This is a genomic window from Desulfurobacterium sp., from assembly GCF_027028515.1.
Classification (GTDB): Bacteria; Aquificota; Aquificia; order Desulfurobacteriales; family Desulfurobacteriaceae; genus Desulfurobacterium_A.
In genome coordinates this window covers 13,337-31,515 of record NZ_JALVIW010000107.1, presented here as the reverse complement: position 1 = coordinate 31,515, position 18,179 = coordinate 13,337, and the positions used below count along the sequence as shown (strand labels likewise).

Here is an 18,179-nt window from a genome sequence, read left to right as displayed (position 1 = left end):
TACCACCTGCTTAAACTTTTTCGGTATCGGTTTTACCAAGAATTCCCGCAGGACGGAAAATAAGAATCAAAACTAAAAGAATAAAAGCAAACACATCCTGATAGTCGCTTGAGATATATCCCGCACCAAAACTCTCTGTTAAACCCAAAATAATCCCTCCAAGAGCGGCACCGGGAATACTTCCAATTCCACCAAGAACGGCCGCCGTAAAAGCTTTAAGTCCTGCTATAAAACCGATAAAGAAGTTTATCTGTCCAACGTAAGAACCGATTAAAACACCGCCAATAGCTGCAAGGGCAGAACCTATAATAAAAGTCATGGAAATCGTTCTATCAACATCAACGCCACAGAGCATAGCCATCGTTTTATTTTGAGCTGTTGCTCTCATGGCCTTTCCAATTTTTGTCTTCTTAATAAAGAAATGGAGAGCTACCATAACTACGAACGTAACAATTATAATCACCAGTCCAACAGGATCTATGTAGTCACTTATCCTCTCAAGAATGCCTATATGCGGAATAAGGTCAGGAAATGGAACGAAATCCGGCGTCTGCGCCAGCATTACATAGTTTTGCAAAAAAAGTGACATACCAATAGCACTGATAAGAGGTGAAAGTCTCGGCGCATGTCTCAAAGGTTTATAAGCTATCTTCTCCACAGTGTAACCATAAGCTGAAGCATAGATAACCGCTATTACCGTAACGATAAGAAAAATAAGTCCCGTGCTCAAACCAAACTTGGCAAGCAGAACAGCAAAAATAAGAGCGGTAAAAGCTCCTATCATGTAGATTTCACCGTGAGCAAAGTTGATGAGCTGAATAATACCGTAAACCATAGTGTAACCAAGTGCTATAAGAGCGTAGATGCTACCTTTCGTCAGGCCACTAACCAAGAGGTCTGTAAAGTATCCCCAATCTATCATCCCACACACCTCTATTCATAGAATAGCGGCGGATAACTGCAGAAGCTATCCGCCGCCCTATAAATTTTACAGAAATTATAAACAAATTACTTAACCTGGACAAACTTGCCGTTTCTCACCTGATAAATGGCAAAACCAACACCTTCAGCTTCACCATTTTTATCAAACCTGATTTTTCCAAGAGGTGTTTCAACATACTGTGTATGAAGAACCTTTACAATCTTATCAAAATCGGTTGAACCTGCCTTCTGAATGGCGTTAAAGAGTGCCTGAGCAGCTGCATATCCGTTAAAGTAAAATGCTCCCGGCTCTGTTCCGTACTTTTTCTTGTGTTCTTCAAGGGCCACTTTGTAAAGAGGATTGCCTGAAATATCTTTTGGTCCTGAAGCGTAAACTCCTTCTGCATACTTTCCAGCAACCTGAATAAACTTATCGTTTTTAATACCGTCACCAGATATAAAAGGAACTTTTACTCTCATCCTTCTCATAGCCATAACAATTTTAGAAGCTTCCGGGTGGTAGCCACCAAACATTACAACATCAGGATGAACTCTCTTAATTCTCTGGACAATAGCGGAATAGTCCATTGCGCCTCTTGTAACTCCAGCAAAAAGCACAACCTTCGCCTTTCCACTTTTCTCAATATACTCTTTAACATAAGTTGCAAGACCTTTTCCGTAATCTTCCTTGTCGTGAATGATCGCTACTCTCTTAGCGTGAAGCCTATTAACAATAAAATCGGCATCGAGCTTAGCCTGAGCATTGTCAGGTGCAATTGTTCTAAAGAAAACAGGAGCACCAAGTTTTGTAAGAGACGGATTAGTAGCAGATGGAGAAATAACAGGTATTTTTGCCTGCTTGTAGATTGGAAGTGCAGCTTTTGTAGCACCACTACAGATGTGACCTATAACCCCGACAACTCCCTGAGTTACAAGATTGGTTGCAACATTGGTGGCTATTTCAGGCTTACACTGATCGTCAAGAACGATAACCTGAATCTTCTTACCAAGAAGACCACCGTTAGCATTGTACTTTTCCGCAACTATTTTAACAGCATGAACAGTTGGAATACCAAACGGTGCAAGATCACCAGTGTGAGGACCAGCAACACCAATCTTGATGACATCTTCCGCATGGGCAGGTGTAAAAACTGCCATTAACGCAAAAAGAGCCATCGAAAAGAAACTTAAGACTCTTTTCATTCCTTCTACCTCCCTTATCAGGATACTTAAATTTAGAGATGAATTTTATCGCAAACCAAGTAGCCTGTCCAGAATGATAGAAGCCGCTGAACGAACGGAAAGATGGTTGTAATCTGTAGGACCACATATTGGTTCAAGGATAAAATCAGAAGATTCTATAAACTCCTCAGTCAGTCCCCATCCAGTTCCAAAACAGATGAGAAATGGGACATCTTCATTCTCAATTTTAGATTTTAAATCCCGAAAACTAATGGTATGTTCGTATCTTTTTGCTGAAGTAGAAACAATGTAAGGTTTTTTGCCTTCTACTTTCTCAATGTCTGAAATTGCGTCTTCTATATAGGGAACAGCCTTAACAAGCTTTAAAGCTTCCCACCTTTTCGGATTGTACTCTCTGCCGTGACCGCCCTGCCAGAAAGAAAGCAATTTGTTGGCAAGCCAGAGATGGTTTTCTATAGGCTGCACTATGTAGTAACCTTTTACTCCGTAAGTTCTTGAAGACCTGGCGATATCGTGAATATCAAGTGTCGTAAGCGATGTGGCTACCACTCTCTTCTCTTTGTTATAAACAGGATAGTGAATCAAGGAGACATAAACCGCCATTTAATCGTTTCCTCCTTTTAAAAATGGATAAAGAGCAGCAAATAAAAGGTAAAGAGGCGCTACAACCGGTTTTATAGCGAGAATAATACTAAATCCTAAAATAAAAGAGGACTCTATAAGTGGAAGCTCTCTTTCAGTTTTTCTCGACTTAAGGCTCTTCTTAACAAATTCAGGGAATTGTTCAATCAGTGATGCGTAGGAAGCTGCAGCTTTCATCGTTCTGCGACGAAAATCTTCAACCATAAACTTTGGCATCAATTTCTTTAAATAAGGCTGAAGGACAGGCGGAAGTGTAAAATCGGGACAGATTATCCTTGCCACCGATTCTGTATGTGTCACCGTTTTTAAAAGAACCAATAATTCTTCAGGAAGAACGACATTAAACTGTCTTGTTATTGCAAGTTCTTCATAAAAAAACTTTTCAGCATCTATTTTTGAAAGAGGCCTATTGTAATATTTATCAAGGAAAATAAGAAGTTCCCTTTTAAAAAGTTGCTCGTTAACGTTATCCCCAACCGCACCAACTTTTTTAAGAGCTTCAACTATCATGTCAACATCTTTTTTCATGACGGCATAGGAAAACATAAAAAACGCAGAAAATGTATCAGGAGAAAGCCTCCCTATAATTCCAAAGTCAACAAACGCAAGTCTCCCATCGTCAAGAACGAAAATGTTTCCCGGATGAAGGTCACCGTGGAAAACGGAAAGTTCAAAAATCTGCCTGTTAACCAGGATCACGAAATCTTCAGCAAGCTTTTTCCTGTTGAATTTTTCAAGATTTTTTAAATCTGTAAGTTTTGTTCCCTTTATAAACTCAGAGACAAGAACATTTCTATTCGTATACTTCCAGTAAACTGCAGGAATAACAAGTCTTGGTTCTTTCTCTTCAGCAAACTTTCTGAACATTTCCATGTAAGAAGCTTCTTTGGTAAGATCAAATTCGTCAAGGAGAACTCTCTCAAATTCTTCTATTATCGACGGTATTCTGTAATCTCTCAAAGGTTTAATAAACTTAGATAACTTTCTCACCAATAACTTTAAAATAGTGATGTCTTTTTTTATCTGTTCTTCAACACCTGGTTTTATAACTTTAACGGCAACTTTTTGACCATTTTTAAGAACAGCGGTATGAACCTGAGCAATTGAACCAGAACCTATAGGTTTTTCAGAAAATTCTTTAAAAGCATTTCTAATATCACCAAGCACTTCTAAAATTTCATCAACAGGAGCCGGAGGAACATCATCCTGAAGTTTCTCAAGTTCTTTTATATACTCTTCCGGAAAAACATCCACTCTGGTCGAAAGCATCTGACCTATTTTTATGTAGGTTGGACCCAACCTTTCAAGAGCCACTCTCAGACGAACGGGCGGGGGGTATTCAAGTAAAAAGTTCCATCTCCGAAAAAATAACTTTCCCAACCACAATAAAGATGCAGGTAACTTTTCCTTCAAATACTCATAATTGCAAAAAAATAGAGCACCTGTTATATCTTTTACTCTTCTATTTCTTTCACCTATTGATATCACTCTTTTTCACCTTTTAACTTTTTCAGTTCCTCCTTCAATGCTTCAACTTCCTTCCTCAACGCTTCCACCTCTTTCTTTGTGGCAAGGTTCATTTTCCCAATTACCTCTTCCACCTTCTTTTCAACTTCCTTCTTCTGCTCTTCAAAAGTCTTCCTGAGATCAGCAAGTGCTTTTTTCCCTTCACTTTCCGCTATTTTACCCTCTTCCTCTAATTTACGAATAAACTCTTCCACTTTCCTATTGACAACAGAAATGGCACCTATCTCTACTAAGGCTATTTTTCTCACAAGTTCTGAGAGCCTTTCCATCTGCCCCTCCTTAAACTTTTAAGATATAGAACCCTCATCGAAAAATATGTCCCTTTTCCCGTCAATTACAACCTATCCCATTAGAGAAATTGGTTTAAAATAAAGGCTAACAAACTACCTGGAGAGTGTGAGTGAAAAAGGTAATCGCAATTGTTTTTCTTATCCTTGTCCAAATCAACAGTGCCGCAGCACAAATCCAGGGACCAATAACTCTAACAGCCAGGAAAATAGAAGGAAACATCAAAACTGAAATAAAAGCCGAAGGTAACGTTACTTTACAATTTGATAATACAACGATAAAGGGTGATGCCCTGACTTACAACAACGTAACAAAAACAGCAACACTTACAGGTAACGTTTTTATTGAACAACCCCCATTAAAGCTCTGGTGTTCAGAACTTAAATACAATTTTCAAAGCCAAAAAGCCGAGCTTTATCAGGTAAAAGGTGCTTTATCCCCGACAGATTTCATCCAGGCAGAGAAGTTGATTAGGATTTCCGATAAAGTCTGGTTGGCCTACAACGGAACCTACACACCGTGCTGTTGCTGCTGTGATAGACCTGATTGGTCAATAGAAGCCAAAACGTTCAAAATTAAAATCGGCGAAAGCTTTAAAGGAAAATGGGTGACTTTTGACATTCTCTCTGTTCCCGTAATTATTTCACCGGCAATAAGCGGCCCCATTATTGAAAATAGAACTTCCGGCTTTCTTGTTCCAAAGTTCGGCTACATAAAAGATCAGGGGCTAACTATCAAACAACCTTTCTACATTGTTCTGGGAAGAAGTGCGGATTTAACACTTACGTATGAAAAACGTTTCCGCAACGGTCACGGTGAAAGTGCAAAGCTGAGGTATGTGCTGTCGTCTTACAGCAAAGGCAACCTCTACTACTCTCGAATAGACTCAGGAAAAGAAACTAACTGGCAGTTAGATTTTAAGCACTCCTACCTTAAATCAGACTACTCTTATGGAAACATAAAGGTAAACATTGTAAGTAGCAGAAACTTCTTCACCGAAAATGGAACAACCGACGTTGAAACACTAACGCAGCAGTACACAAAATCCGACATAACATACTCCCGCCTGTGGAATCACGCCATCTTAAATATAAACCTTGTGTACCTTGATAGTTTAGATAATTCAACAGATTCCATATTTCAGAAATTACCGGAAATAAATTTTTACCTAATGGACACTCCTCTGTCTAAAAAACTTCCCATTACATTTAGTATGGATTCCGATTTTACCTACTTTTACAGAAAGGTGGGCTTTAGAGGAAGCAGATTTAATTTAGAACCTTCTCTTAGATACACACTATTCACCGGGAACATTAAAAACAGCTTCAAAATCAGCAATCAGATTTCCTATTATTCTATAACCGGCAACGGCACAGAAAACATTTATAGAAGCCTTTGGAAATACGAAGAAAGACATTTTTCAAACTTCCGACTTTCATCAGGTAATTTAACTGTATCTTTAAATCCAGAACTATCTCTAAATTACGTTCAAAACAAAGATCAAAACAACATTCCCGATTTTGACGGAACTGATATCGTAGAAAAAGAGAAAAAAATAACTGCCTCCATAGCAACATATTTCTACAAAAATGGTAATCAGATTGGAAAATTGACAATAAAAAACGGATATAACTTTTATCTAAAAACAAAACCCTGGGAAACATGGGATATAGATGCAGAAATTACACCAACACAACAACTAACTTTTCAAGAACATTTAGAAATCGACGGCAACACGAGAGACATAAATAAAACAAACTCCTATATAAGTTTTAAATCCCAAAAATTTTCATTCTGGACAAACTATTACCGCTCGTTCATTCCGGAAGAGAAAAATAATTACATCCGTTGGGGAGCAACCTTTCACATAAATCCCTACCTGACATTTTCCTATGCCCAACGCTATGACTTTAACTATAATTTTGATAGGGAAAGACAGTATGCCCTCATGATTAACAGAAACTGCTGGAAAGGCAGCATAGCATATCACTGGATAAAGAGCTTCGACGGAACGATAAACTATCAGATTATGCTAAGAATAGACCTTCTAAAACTTGGTGGTTATCAGTATAAATATGAAGGCATAGCGGAGGAGAAGGGAGGATAAAATGGAGTGTAAAAAAGAGGAGAATCTTCAATTTTGCAGTTGTACTTATACTGTGTGCAGCAAAAGGGGCATCTGTTGCAAATGCATAAAATACCACAGAGACATGGGAGAAATACCCGGCTGTCTATTCCCGAAAGAAGCAGAAAAGGTGTATGATAGAAGCATTGAATTTTTCATAAAATCATGGGCTGAAAAGCTTGGTTATAAACTTGTCAAAAAGTGAGGTTGCAATACATGAATGAAAATATCAGGAGATTCAACACATTTACAGGCGTGTTCATACCGACACTTCTTTCAATTTTCGGTGTAATCCTATTCCTGCGCACCGGCTGGGTAATAGGAAACACAGGACTTATAGAGGGTATTATTCTCATAACACTTGCAATGTCCATCTCTTTTGTTACGGGTCTTTCACTCTCTTCCATATCAACGAACAAAGAAGTGGGGGTCGGAGGTGTTTACTACATCATTTCAAGGAGTCTCGGCCTTGACGTTGGAGGAACTATAGGCATCCCTCTTTACATCTCTCAGGCTATATCTGTTGCCTTTTACCTGATAGGTTTTGCCGAATCCCTGAAAGGCATTTTCCCTAACATCTCCATAACAGTTGTAGCAACAGTAGTCTTGATAATTTTTACCGTGATAGCCTACATAGGTGCTGATTTTGTAATAAAACTTCAAATAGGCATATTTTTAGCCTTAATAGCGGGTATTTTATCGTTCATCTTCAACCCGCATTTTTCCCTCATAAGCAGTAACCTTGTTCCCCACTACTTAAACGGACAGAATTTCTGGACGGTCTTCGCAGTATTTTTCCCCGCTGTAACGGGAGTAACTGCGGGTATCGCCATGTCAGGCGAGCTCAAAAATCCCAAAAGAGCAATACCTGTTGGTATCATATCAGCACTTTTCGTATCTTACGTGACTTACATCTTCATCGCATATAAACTCGCCTGTACCGCACCTTACACCGTCCTTCAGAAAGACACACTCGTCATGGTGCACAATTCAATATTTCCATTCTTAGTATATATCGGTATATGGATGGCAACGCTGTCTTCTGCGCTAACATTCATCGTTGGTGCGCCAAGAACTCTACAGGCACTTGCATTTGATGGAATAGTCCCTTCTGCATTAGCTGCAACAATGGGTTCAAAAAAGGAAGAACCAAGAGCTGGCATACTCATCACCTATGCAATTGCTCAGAGCATATTATTTCTTGGATCATTAAACTTAGTAGCTTCAATAATCACAATGTTTTTCCTGATAACTTACGCAGTAACAAACTTGGCTGCAGCACTTTATGAACTTCTCAAACCACCAACATACCGTCCGTCGTTTAAAGTCCCCTGGTACGTTTCTGCATATGGTGTTGCGGGATCTTACATAGTTATGTTCTTGATAAATGCCGGAGCAACGGCTGTAGCCACAATTCTCCTGCTGCTTCTTTATGGATTCTTGAGAAGAAGACAGTACAAACAGGCATGGGGTGATATCAAAACGGGAATTCTAATATCCATAGCCAAATTTGCACTTTTAAAAGTTAATGAAAAAGAGCAGGATCCTAAGGAATGGCGCCCCAACGTACTTGTATTTTCAGGAAGACCGAAAGAACGGCCATACCTTGTTGATTTTGCAAGATTCCTCTCTTTTAACGACGGTCTCATCAGTCTGGTTAATATCCTTTTCTCCTCTGAAAACAAAAACATGGAAATAAAAAAACAGGAAGAGACAAGAATACTGGCAGAATTTATAAAGAAAAATAAGCTGGATTTCTTTCCAAAAGTTATTGTCGCAAAAAACGACAAGGAAATATTCCCGATAGTAGCTCAGAGTTACGGCTTTGGAACAGTGGAATCAAACACGGCTCTATTTGGATGGGGCAGGAACCTTCAAAATCAGTTAAGACTCATTAAAAGCATCAAAGAACTTACAAATTTGAAGAAAGATGTACTTATTCTGAACTTCAACCATTCCAGAGGATGGGGCAAAAAAAGGAACATTGACATATGGTGGGGCGGAAGAGGTGGTAACTTTGCACTAATGACCTTTATAGCCCACACACTTAAAGAACACCACGAGTGGAAAAAAGCGAGTATTCGCATAATGAGAGTGGTAAACTCACAGAAGGAAGCGCAAATTTTCGAAGAAGCTTACAAAAAGTTACTCAAAGCAGCAAGACTTGATACAGAAGTTAACATAATCATAAACAACGAACAGAAAAGGTTTCACGAACTGATAAAAGAAAACTCTATGTTTTCCGATCTGATAATACTTGGACTTGGCATTCCTGAAGAAGGAAAAGAGATGGAAACGGTAAAAAGAATAAACCTTATTACAGAAGACTTACCAACAACACTATTTGTTAGAAGCATGACACCAAAAGATATATGGGACATCGGGTGAAAACATTGCAACCGGCTGTGGAAAACTATACTTTTCCTCCAGCTAAAAACTCCTTTAACGGAGGGAAAAATGAAAAGACTCCCTGTAGTAGCTATAGTAGGAAGACCCAACGTTGGAAAATCTTCTCTTTTCAATAGACTTTTAGGAAAAAAAGCTGCCATCATTGACGATATACCAGGTGTAACAAGGGACCGTATCGTTCAGGAAGCAGATATAGACGATCATACGGTAATATTGGTGGATACGGGGGGCGTTGACACTTCGGGAGAAGGTTTTTCAGCTTCTGTAACAAAACAGGCCGAAAGGGCAATGGACGAAGCTGATGTTATTGTCTTCGTAATTGACGGACAGGAGGGAATAACACCACTTGATGAAGAAGTGGCAAGAATTCTTAGAAAGTGGAAGAAACCAATCATTGTGGCTGTCAACAAAATAGATGAACCCTTCATGGAATATCTTGCCTACGATGCCTACAAGCTCGGATTCGAAGAAGTTATCCCCATGTCAACAATACACAAAATAGGAATACCGACTTTAAAAGAAAAAGTCATAGAAAAACTACCTGAAGAACTTAAAGAGAGTGCAAAATCCCGGTTTAGAGAAAAAGAAAATGCGGAAAAAGTAAACCGAATTATTACGGGTGATGATGTTGAAGGCCTTGAAGAGATAGCAGAGGCTCTCGAAGAAGAGAAAGAGATTGAAGTCCGGGAAAATACGGAACCTCCCAAAATAGCAATAATCGGAAGACCGAATATGGGGAAATCAACACTCCTTAACGCTCTCGTCGGTGAAGAGAGAGCAATCGTCTCAGACATCCCGGGAACAACAAGAGATGCAATAGACAGCTATGTGGAAATAGATAGAAAAGAGTACATCTTTATAGACACTGCAGGAATCAGGAGAAGAGGAAAAATAAAGGATATAGAGTACTACAGTTACCTCAGGGCCCTTGATGCTATAGACAGGGCAGACATAGTTATTCTGTTAATAGATGCTGAAGAAGGAGCAACCGAAAGAGACGCCAAAATAGCAGGAATTGTCCTTCAGAAATACAAGCCAATAATTATTGCGGTAAACAAGATAGACAAGATAGAGAACCGCAAAGAGTGGGAAAAACTTCAAAGCAGGTTAGACATGGTATTTGACTTTATTCCATACGCACCGAGAGTTTTCATCTCTGCAAAAGAGAAAAAAAACTTAAAAGAACTCTTCAAACAGATTGATGACATATACAAACAGTACACAAAAAAAGTTAGAACAGGAGAGTTCAATCGTGCATTAAAAGAGTTGATGGAAATCCACCAGCCGCCTGTATATAAAAACAAGATTGTCAAGATTTACTACGGAACGCAGGTAAAGATAAAACCTCCCACATTCCTTTTATTCTCAAATTATCCGGAAGGCATCCCTTCCAACTTCAGAAGATTTTTAGAAAACAGGCTAAGAGAACGTTTCGGCTTTACAAAAATACCCATAAGAATCGTATTCAAAAAGCGGTAAAAGGAGGAAAGATGGATACGATAGAGATGACAGAAAAGTACGTAATGAAAACATACAATAGATATCCCGTATCTTTTGTAAGGGGAAGGGGATGTTACCTTTATGACGAAAATGGAAAAGAGTATCTCGATATGCTTGCAGGGATTGCTGTCTGTAACCTTGGACACTGCCATCCCGAAGTAACGGAAGCGATATGCGAACAAGCAAAAGAACTTATCCACACATCAAACCTATTCCACATTAAACCCCAGGCTGAACTTGCAAGGTTGATATGCGAAAACTCATTTGGTGAAAAGGTCTTTTTCTGTAACAGCGGAGCTGAAGCAAACGAAGGAGCTATAAAACTTGCAAGACGCTACGCATTTGAAAAAAGCAAAAAAGGTTATGAAATAGTTGCATTCAAAAACTCTTTCCACGGAAGAACATTCGCAAGCGTCTCTGTAACAGGACAGGGAAAGTACAACGAAGGTTTTGGCCCTATGTTATCAGATGTGAAATTTGCCGAATTCAATAATCTTGACTCTGTAAAAGCTGTCATAAGTGACAAAACCTGCGGAATTATTGTTGAACCTATCCAGGGAGAAGGCGGCATAGTTCCTGCAACAGAAGAATTCTTAAAAGGGTTAAGAGAAATTGCCGACGAAATAGACGCAATCCTGATTTTTGACGAAGTTCAGACAGGAATAGGTAGAACAGGAAAACTTTTTGCCTATCAACACTACAACGTTGAACCAGATGTTATGACTCTCGCAAAAGCTTTAGGCAATGGTGTTCCTATTGGCGCAATCGTTGCAAAAGGAAAAGCCGCAAACGTTCTCAAACCGGGCCTGCATGCTTCAACGTTCGGCGGTAATTTCCTTGCCACAGCTGCAGGCGTCAAGGTCATTGAAACAGTATCAAAAGATGAATTCCTTGAATCAGTTAACGAAAAAGGAAATCATCTTAAAGGTAAACTGTTAGAACTTAAAAAAGAATTCCCACACATTATAGAAAGCGTTAGAGGAATGGGATTAATGATTGGCGTCGTGTGCAAGATGGAATGTGGCAGGATCGTTGAAAAAGCTCTTGAAAAAGGACTTATAATAAATTGTACGGCCAAAAACGTCCTCCGATTTGCACCACCACTTATCATATCAGAAGAAGAGATAGATACAGGTATTCGCATCCTAAAAAATATACTATCAATCTTTTAACCGTTAGAGAATGTCTCTTGCGGTCTTTGCAGGGGACATTCAATTTTCACTATCTATAAAGCAGGGCGAGTACGATTATACCTAAAATAATGCGATATATACCAAACGGTATGAAAGTATGGGTTTTAATGAATTTGAGAAGCCATTTTACTGAGATATAAGCAAAGATAAAGGCTGTGATAAATCCTATTGCAAGAACAGTGAGATTGTTAAACGATAGCGTGTGGTAATTTTTGACAAGCTCAAGCCCTGTTGCCGCTCCCATCGTAGGTATTGCTAACAGGAATGAAAACTCTGTGGCCGTTACTCTGTCCATTCCGAGTATGAGACCACCGCTTATCGTGGCACCTGAACGGGATGTTCCCGGAACCATTGCTAACGACTGGAAAAGTCCCATAAGAACAGATTTAAAATAACTGATGTCTTCCGGTTTGTGAATTGTGTGTTCTTTTGCCTTATACATCAGTTCAATAATAATGAAAATGATACCCCAAACAATAAGAGAGATACTTACAACTACCGGATTGAAAAGCTTTTCCTCTATGATTTTGTGAAGAAGAAGTCCCAAAATGCCGGTGGGAATAAAAGCGGTTATCAGTTTTTTCCACAACGTTACATTGCTTTTAAGCTTTTCAAAATATATCAAAACAACGGCTAATATGGCACCAAGCTGAATTACGACTTCAAATGTTTGCTGAAATGCATCCTGCTTGAGTCCCATGAAGGTTGAAGCTATTATCATGTGGCCCGTGGAAGATATGGGTAAAAATTCCGTTATACCTTCTATGATACCGAGGATTATGGAATCAATAACGGTCATTTCAGCCTCCAAAGTGGTCAAATGAAGAAATCTGTGCAGGTTTTCCGTCTATGTACGTTCCACTGCCTTCTGTGACTCTGCCAACTATAAAGACATTTTTCTCTTTTTTAAACAGGCTTTTTAGCGATTCTGGAAATGTAAAAACAAGGTTAAAGTCCTCACCACCTGATAGGGCAAATTTGAAAGCTTTATCTCCAAATAGTTTTTTGACTTCTTTAGACACCGGTATCTTCTTGGATTCCAAGTTCACTGCAACATTGCTCTTTGAAGCTATTTCATGACAGGTAAGAAGAAGACCGTCACTGTTGTCCATACAGCACTTTACACCAGAAAGGACTAACTTCTTTCCCATCTCAATGGATGGACGGGGAAATAGAAATCTTTCAACAAGTTTCCGCTTTTCTATCGTGTCTATCTTTCCCGATTCAATGATGTTCAGCCCTGCTGCTGCGTCACCACAGATCCCCGTAACCGCAACAAGGTCACCAGGCTTTGCCGCACTCCGCGTCATTATCTCCTCGGCCTTTCCCGTCAGTGTTAGAGAAAATGCCTCACAATTTCCCTTTACAGTGTCACCGCCTACCAAAAGCACGTTAAAGTGGTTGCAGGCAGCCGATAAACCTTTTGCAAGTTCAACTATTTCACCTTCCTCGAAATCCTTTTTCAGCGTGAATGATGTTACCGCAGCGTGAGGCATTCCACCCATAGAAGCGATGTCGCTGACGGAAACAGCAAGCAACTTCCAGCCGATGCTTCTGTAAAGATGGGGAAACACCTTTCTCCACTCTTTTCTGTAATGTGTACCCTCTGTCAGTGTATCAACAGTTATCAGGTGGTATTCGTATCCTGATCTTATTGCTGCAGTGTCGTCACCTATACCAATCCCCTTTGCAGGACATTTAAAAAATCGAGAAATTTTTTCTATGAGATCAAACTCTTTCAAGTTTTCTCCTTTTAAACATTGAATCGGAAATAGATAATATCACCGTCTTTCACTTCATAATCTCTTCCTTCAAGTCTAACGAGTCCCTTTTCTTTACACCTCTGCATAGAACCTTCTCTTATAAGGTCTTCATAGCTTACAACTTCTGCCCTTATGAAACCTCTCTCAATGTCAGAGTGAATTTTTCCGGCAGCCTGAGGAGCTTTTGTTCCTTTTTTAATAGTCCAAGCTCTCACTTCCTGTTCACCTGCGGTGAAAAATGTTATCAAATCAAGCAATCTGTAGCCTTCCCTTATAACACTATTAAGCCCCGGCTCTTTTAGTCCCAATTCTTTGAGGAACTCTTCTTTTTCTCCCGGTTCAAGCTCGGAAAGTTCTGATTCTATTTTTGCACATATCTTAACTACCGGGGCTTTCTCTTTCCCCGCTAATTCTCTTACCTGTTTAACCAATTCGTTATCCTCTAAAAGGCCCTCTTCATCAACGTTTGCTATGTAGAGAACAGGCTTTGCAGTTAAAAGTCCCAGCTCTTTTACAATTTTTTTGAAATCTTCTCCTGCCTCCTCAAGGTAAGGGTGAATTCTCTCTCCCCTTTCTAAGATTCCTTTAAGATTTTCAAGTACTTCCACTTCTTTCCTTGCAGCCTTGTCGCCGGACTTTGCCTGCTTGGCAACTTTTTGAAGTCTCTTTTCAACGGTTTCAAGGTCTTTAAATATCAGTTCCATGTTTATCGTTTCAATATCTCTTACCGGATTTACTCCACCATCAACATGAACAACATTTGGGTCTTCAAAACATCTCACAACATGAGCTATAGCATCAACACTTCTGATATTTCCCAAAAATTGGTTTCCAAGACCTTCACCCTTGCTTGCACCCTTCACAAGTCCGGCTATGTCAACAAACTCTATTGTTGTCGGAACTATCCTTTTAGGGTTAACGATTTCGGCTATTTTTTGAAGCCTCTCATCGGGAACTTCAACTATTCCAACATTTGGCTCTATCGTGCAGAAAGGAAAGTTTGCAGCTGCTGCCTTTGAAGAGTTTGTTAATGCATTAAAAAGTGTTGATTTTCCAACATTCGGAAGTCCTACTATTCCACAGTTAAAACCCATTTCTTTCTCCTCCGTTATGTACAAATTGCAAGCTTAAAAGATACCTGGAAAGTGATATTATTGCAAATGGAAATATAGTTCCTAATTTTCTTTAGCGGATAAACTATCTTTAGGAGGTACTGGAGAACTTGATAAAAATTTCGCTTGAGTTGACGCCAGAAGAGTTTTATACGCTTGTCGGACATGGTGAGGAAAATCTAAAAAAGATTGCAAAGATCTTAAATCTTGACATAGGCTCTCGTGGCACCGAGATTATCGTCAAGGGTGAGAAAAATAGTGAAGAAAAGGCAGAACGTTTCTTTAAGGATATGGAAGAACTTTTCCATTCAGGATACTCTCTCTCTGGTAGTGACATTCAGATGTACATAAATCAGCTTCAGAGAAATGCAGGTAGTGTTGTAGTTAAAGATGAAGCTATTGTTACCACTTACAGAGGGAAAAAGATCGTTGCCAAAACGCCTACACAGAAAAAATACATAAATGCGATAAGAAAAAATACGATTGTTTTCGGTGTCGGTCCTGCCGGAACGGGTAAAACGTACCTCGCCGTCGCAGCTGCCGTCTCAGCTTTTAAGAGTGGACAGGTCAATAGACTCATACTTACAAGGCCTGCCGTTGAAGCTGGAGAAAAACTCGGGTTTCTGCCGGGCACTCTTCAGGAAAAGATAGATCCCTACTTAAAACCTCTGTACGATGCCCTGTTTGAAATGATAGAACCTGACAGGGTAAACCTCTTGATAGAACGGAACATTATTGAGATAGCGCCTCTTGCCTATATGAGGGGAAGAACGCTTAACGATGCATTTATTATTCTTGATGAAGCTCAGAACACGACGCGTGAACAGATGAAAATGTTTTTAACAAGGCTGGGATTCAATTCAAAGGTTGTCATAACCGGTGACATTACTCAGATAGACCTTCCCAAAAAGAAAGATTCTGGTCTCGTAGAAGCCACAAGGATTTTAAAAGGCATTGATGGAATAGAAATAGTAGAATTTAAAAGGGATGATGTGGTAAGACATAGACTTGTTCAGGAAATTATAAGGGCTTATGAGGAAAATGAAGAGTAAAGACTTGAAAAGTTACATTACCGAAGTTATTGAAAGGGTGAGTTTGCCGATTCTGGCAGTTGTTTGTTCGCTTTTCATTACATTTTTGATACTTCCGATAGGTTTTAGCCACGTTCCGGAACTGAAAGTCGGTGACATTTCACCTGTTGATATTCGTTCGCCTGCAAATTTAATAATTGAAGATAAAGAAGCCACAAAGTTGAAAATTGAAAAAGCCCTTCAGAGTCTCAAGCCTGTTTTCCAGGTGAATCCGCAAATCTTTACCGACATTCAGAACACTGTCGAAAAACATTTTTCAGCAAACGGAACAAAGGAAGAGATAAAACCAGGATTTATTGTTGACCTCCTTGAGAGGTATTACTCTACTGGTGTAGTTAATGATAAGACAGCCTCTGATTTTAATGGGAAAGCTGTAGAGGTTAAAAATCCGCTAACGTCAACAGTTACTGTTAAAGAGGTTTCAACATTTTACACCGTTTCAAAAGTTAAAAAGAGGATTAAATCTGAGCTTCTAAACTTTTACGGCAGGAAAAAAGGACTTGAGATTTTTAAGTTTATAGAACCTCTTATAAAGCCGAACATCTATTACAGCAGGGAAGAGACTTTAAAAGAGCAGAAAGAAGTAAAAGAGAAAATCAAACCGGTCCTCTACGAAATCAAAAAGGGTGAACTTATAGTCAAGAAAGGAACAAAGCTCACCAAAGAGGATATACAGAAAATAAACGCCATTAAAAATTTAAGGGGAAGAAGTAAGACAATAAATAAGTACGTGTCAATTTTTCTTATTTCTCTACTTATGTTTTATCTTACATATAAACTTTACTTTCTTGTCAGTCCTTCTGCTGCAAAGGTTACCAAGAATATCACCTTCTCATTTCTTATAATAACGCTGGATGTTTTTCTTATAAGAATTTTTACCTTTTTTGCAAAGCTTGTAGTTGAAGCAATGAATCTCCCGCTTAAAGAGGACCTTATTTTTATTCCAGTTATTACATCAACAGTTTTTATATCTATGTTCTTGACAAAAAAAGTTGCTGCTATTCACGCTATTCCTGTTTCTATTCTGCCGTCGTTTCTCCTTTCAAAGCCTTCATTTTTCATCATTCCGACAATTATAGGTTCTGTTTTTTCCTGTTTCGATTCAAGAACCTACAAAGATAGAAATGTCATATACAAGAGTAGCCTTTTTGCAGGGGTCGGTATTGCCGTTTCCGAAATATTACTTCTCCTCTACTATAACGGGTTTCACTTTAAAGAAGAGTTCATCTTCTATCCAATGTTTGCCATTATCGGTTCCGGAATAGCTTCAATTATCGTTATAGGGCTCTTACCTCTCTTTGGCTCTCTGTTTAAGTTCACCACAGACATGGTTTACATGGAACTTATAAATCTTAACCATCCTTTGCTCAGAAAGCTTGTTCTCAAGGCGCCAGGAACATACAGCCATTCCGTTATGGTAAGCACCCTTGCTGAAGCCGCGGCAGAAACAATAGGGGCAAATTCACTCCTCGCAAAAGCAGGTGGTCTGTTTCACGATATAGGAAAGTTGAAAAATCCTCAAGCGTTTGTTGAAAACCAGCAGAATGGGATAAACATGCACGACACAATTCCACCCGAAAAGAGCGCTGCAATCCTGCGGTCTCACGTTGAATACGGCGTTGAATTGGGAAAAAAATATAAGTTACCAGAACCTATCATAGATATTATCCGGCAACATCACGGAACAAAATTGATGAAATACTTTTACGCCAAGGCAAAAGAGCAAAATCCAGATGTTGATGAAAAACAGTTTAGATACCCGGGGCCAAAGCCTCAATTTAAAGAGGCCGGTATTGTTATGCTTGCCGATACTGTAGAAGCTGCTGTAAAGTCGGTTAAGGATAAAAAAGATGTTGACATTGACAGTCTCATCCACAAATTAATAATGGAAGATATAGAAGACGGTCAGCTTAATCAGTGCGGTTTAAGTTTAAAAGAGATTAACCTGATAGAGAAAGTGTTTAAAAAGATTCTTTCAGGTGTTTACCACAACAGAGTTGAATATCCGGAAGATATTAAGCAGGAAGAGGATTCAAAGGGATGATGGAAGAGATCGGGAAAACTTTAATAGTGATGGGATTCTTCCTTGCACTGACTGGAATCCTTCTCATTCTGATTTCAAAAACACCGGGAGGACTTCCGATCGGAAGGCTTCCCGGCGATATTTACATAAAGCGGGATAACTTTACTTTTTACTTTCCAATAACCACAAGTATAATACTCAGCATTCTCTTTTCACTTATTTTCTATTTGTTTTCAAAACATTAAGATTACCTGAAACTTAACCTTGGAAAAAAATCTCGTTGGATTCTTCTCGCATATTCCTAAGGCAGTGTCAAAATTCTACTATTAAATAAATGTAAACTCTTTATCAATCAGTTTCTAAGTTTCACCCCGTTTAACAA

At 39.1% G+C, this 18,179-nt stretch carries 16 protein-coding genes; 8 read left to right on the top strand and 8 right to left on the bottom strand.

Annotation, left to right across the window (positions count from 1 at the left end; translation table 11 throughout):
• Positions 1 to 10 precede the first annotated feature (10 nt).
• The 5 genes from MV676_RS08935 to MV676_RS08915 all read right to left on the bottom strand — a co-directional run bounded on the left by MV676_RS08935 (position 11) and on the right by MV676_RS08915 (position 4,562).
• A complete protein-coding gene (locus MV676_RS08935; protein ID WP_022846511.1) occupies positions 11 to 922 on the bottom strand; it encodes a branched-chain amino acid ABC transporter permease in 912 nt (303 codons plus the stop codon).
• Positions 923 to 1,008: 86 nt separating this feature from the next.
• The gene (locus MV676_RS08930) at positions 1,009 to 2,124 is read right to left on the bottom strand and encodes a branched-chain amino acid ABC transporter substrate-binding protein (protein WP_297446965.1); all 1,116 of its coding nucleotides are present in this window, start codon (positions 2,122 to 2,124) and stop codon (positions 1,009 to 1,011) included.
• Positions 2,125 to 2,169: 45 nt separating this feature from the next.
• The gene (locus MV676_RS08925) at positions 2,170 to 2,727 is read right to left on the bottom strand and encodes an RNA methyltransferase (RefSeq protein ID WP_297446963.1); all 558 of its coding nucleotides are present in this window, start codon (positions 2,725 to 2,727) and stop codon (positions 2,170 to 2,172) included.
• On the bottom strand, positions 2,728 to 4,254 hold the full coding sequence (locus tag MV676_RS08920; protein ID WP_297446961.1) for an AarF/ABC1/UbiB kinase family protein: 1,527 nt from the start codon (positions 4,252 to 4,254) through the stop codon (positions 2,728 to 2,730).
• Complete coding sequence (locus tag MV676_RS08915; RefSeq protein ID WP_297446957.1) at positions 4,251 to 4,562, bottom strand: hypothetical protein; 312 nt, start codon at positions 4,560 to 4,562, stop codon at positions 4,251 to 4,253. Before MV676_RS08915 ends, MV676_RS08920 begins: the two co-directional genes overlap by 4 nt.
• Before the next feature lie 131 nt (positions 4,563 to 4,693).
• Here MV676_RS08915 and lptD point away from each other — a divergent pair, with 131 nt between their 5' ends.
• The 5 genes from lptD to MV676_RS08890 all read left to right on the top strand — a co-directional run bounded on the left by lptD (position 4,694) and on the right by MV676_RS08890 (position 11,787).
• The gene (lptD, locus tag MV676_RS08910) at positions 4,694 to 6,688 is read left to right on the top strand and encodes an LPS assembly protein LptD (RefSeq protein WP_297446953.1); all 1,995 of its coding nucleotides are present in this window, start codon (positions 4,694 to 4,696) and stop codon (positions 6,686 to 6,688) included.
• A 1-nt stretch (position 6,689) separates the two neighbouring features.
• On the top strand, positions 6,690 to 6,911 hold the full coding sequence (locus tag MV676_RS08905) for a DUF6485 family protein (protein ID WP_297446950.1): 222 nt from the start codon (positions 6,690 to 6,692) through the stop codon (positions 6,909 to 6,911).
• 11 nt (positions 6,912 to 6,922) lie between these two features.
• A complete protein-coding gene (locus MV676_RS08900) occupies positions 6,923 to 9,094 on the top strand; it encodes an amino acid permease (protein ID WP_297446948.1) in 2,172 nt (723 codons plus the stop codon).
• Positions 9,095 to 9,163: 69 nt separating this feature from the next.
• Positions 9,164 to 10,594 carry a ribosome biogenesis GTPase Der gene (gene der, locus MV676_RS08895; protein WP_297446945.1) on the top strand — a complete coding sequence of 477 codons (1,431 nt, stop codon included), beginning with the start codon at positions 9,164 to 9,166 and terminating at the stop codon, positions 10,592 to 10,594.
• Positions 10,595 to 10,605: 11 nt separating this feature from the next.
• Positions 10,606 to 11,787, top strand: a complete 1,182-nt coding sequence (locus tag MV676_RS08890) for an aspartate aminotransferase family protein (protein ID WP_297446943.1) — start codon at positions 10,606 to 10,608, stop codon at positions 11,785 to 11,787.
• A gap of 49 nt (positions 11,788 to 11,836) precedes the next feature.
• Here the strand turns inward: MV676_RS08890 and MV676_RS08885 are convergent, their stop codons facing one another.
• From MV676_RS08885 to ychF, 3 genes are read right to left on the bottom strand one after another with little or no spacing between them, the layout of a single operon-like run.
• On the bottom strand, positions 11,837 to 12,607 hold the full coding sequence (locus MV676_RS08885; RefSeq protein WP_297446941.1) for an undecaprenyl-diphosphate phosphatase: 771 nt from the start codon (positions 12,605 to 12,607) through the stop codon (positions 11,837 to 11,839).
• A gap of 1 nt (position 12,608) precedes the next feature.
• Complete coding sequence (gene thiL / locus MV676_RS08880) at positions 12,609 to 13,550, bottom strand: thiamine-phosphate kinase (protein ID WP_297446940.1); 942 nt, start codon at positions 13,548 to 13,550, stop codon at positions 12,609 to 12,611.
• 11 nt (positions 13,551 to 13,561) lie between these two features.
• Positions 13,562 to 14,665 (bottom strand): redox-regulated ATPase YchF, encoded by a 1,104-nt coding sequence (ychF, locus tag MV676_RS08875; protein ID WP_297446937.1) that lies wholly within the window; start codon positions 14,663 to 14,665, stop codon positions 13,562 to 13,564.
• A 128-nt stretch (positions 14,666 to 14,793) separates the two neighbouring features.
• Between ychF and MV676_RS08870 the strand changes: the two genes are divergently transcribed.
• From MV676_RS08870 to MV676_RS08860, 3 genes are read left to right on the top strand one after another with little or no spacing between them, the layout of a single operon-like run.
• A complete protein-coding gene (locus MV676_RS08870) occupies positions 14,794 to 15,735 on the top strand; it encodes a PhoH family protein (RefSeq protein ID WP_297446935.1) in 942 nt (313 codons plus the stop codon).
• Positions 15,725 to 17,818 (top strand): HDIG domain-containing metalloprotein, encoded by a 2,094-nt coding sequence (locus tag MV676_RS08865; RefSeq protein ID WP_297446932.1) that lies wholly within the window; start codon positions 15,725 to 15,727, stop codon positions 17,816 to 17,818. Before MV676_RS08870 ends, MV676_RS08865 begins: the two co-directional genes overlap by 11 nt.
• Positions 17,818 to 18,042, top strand: a complete 225-nt coding sequence (locus MV676_RS08860; protein ID WP_343214964.1) for a DUF2905 domain-containing protein — start codon at positions 17,818 to 17,820, stop codon at positions 18,040 to 18,042. The genes MV676_RS08865 and MV676_RS08860 overlap by 1 nt, the downstream gene beginning before the upstream one ends.
• Positions 18,043 to 18,179 lie beyond the last annotated feature (137 nt).

Excerpts from the sequence above, each read along its gene's own strand:
- MV676_RS08935 (WP_022846511.1), bottom strand. The coding sequence starts at position 922 with ATGATAGATTGGGGATACTTTACAGACCTCTTGGTTAGTGGCCTGACG.
- MV676_RS08930 (WP_297446965.1), bottom strand. The coding sequence starts at position 2,124 with ATGAAAAGAGTCTTAAGTTTCTTTTCGATGGCTCTTTTTGCGTTAATG.
- MV676_RS08925 (WP_297446963.1), bottom strand. The coding sequence starts at position 2,727 with ATGGCGGTTTATGTCTCCTTGATTCACTATCCTGTTTATAACAAAGAG.
- MV676_RS08915 (WP_297446957.1), bottom strand. The coding sequence starts at position 4,562 with ATGGAAAGGCTCTCAGAACTTGTGAGAAAAATAGCCTTAGTAGAGATA.
- MV676_RS08905 (WP_297446950.1), top strand. The coding sequence starts at position 6,690 with ATGGAGTGTAAAAAAGAGGAGAATCTTCAATTTTGCAGTTGTACTTAT.
- MV676_RS08900 (WP_297446948.1), top strand. The coding sequence starts at position 6,923 with ATGAATGAAAATATCAGGAGATTCAACACATTTACAGGCGTGTTCATA.
- der (WP_297446945.1), top strand. The coding sequence starts at position 9,164 with ATGAAAAGACTCCCTGTAGTAGCTATAGTAGGAAGACCCAACGTTGGA.
- MV676_RS08890 (WP_297446943.1), top strand. The coding sequence starts at position 10,606 with ATGGATACGATAGAGATGACAGAAAAGTACGTAATGAAAACATACAAT.
- MV676_RS08885 (WP_297446941.1), bottom strand. The coding sequence starts at position 12,607 with ATGACCGTTATTGATTCCATAATCCTCGGTATCATAGAAGGTATAACG.
- ychF (WP_297446937.1), bottom strand. The coding sequence starts at position 14,665 with ATGGGTTTTAACTGTGGAATAGTAGGACTTCCGAATGTTGGAAAATCA.
- MV676_RS08865 (WP_297446932.1), top strand. The coding sequence starts at position 15,725 with ATGAAGAGTAAAGACTTGAAAAGTTACATTACCGAAGTTATTGAAAGG.
- MV676_RS08860 (WP_343214964.1), top strand. The coding sequence starts at position 17,818 with ATGGAAGAGATCGGGAAAACTTTAATAGTGATGGGATTCTTCCTTGCA.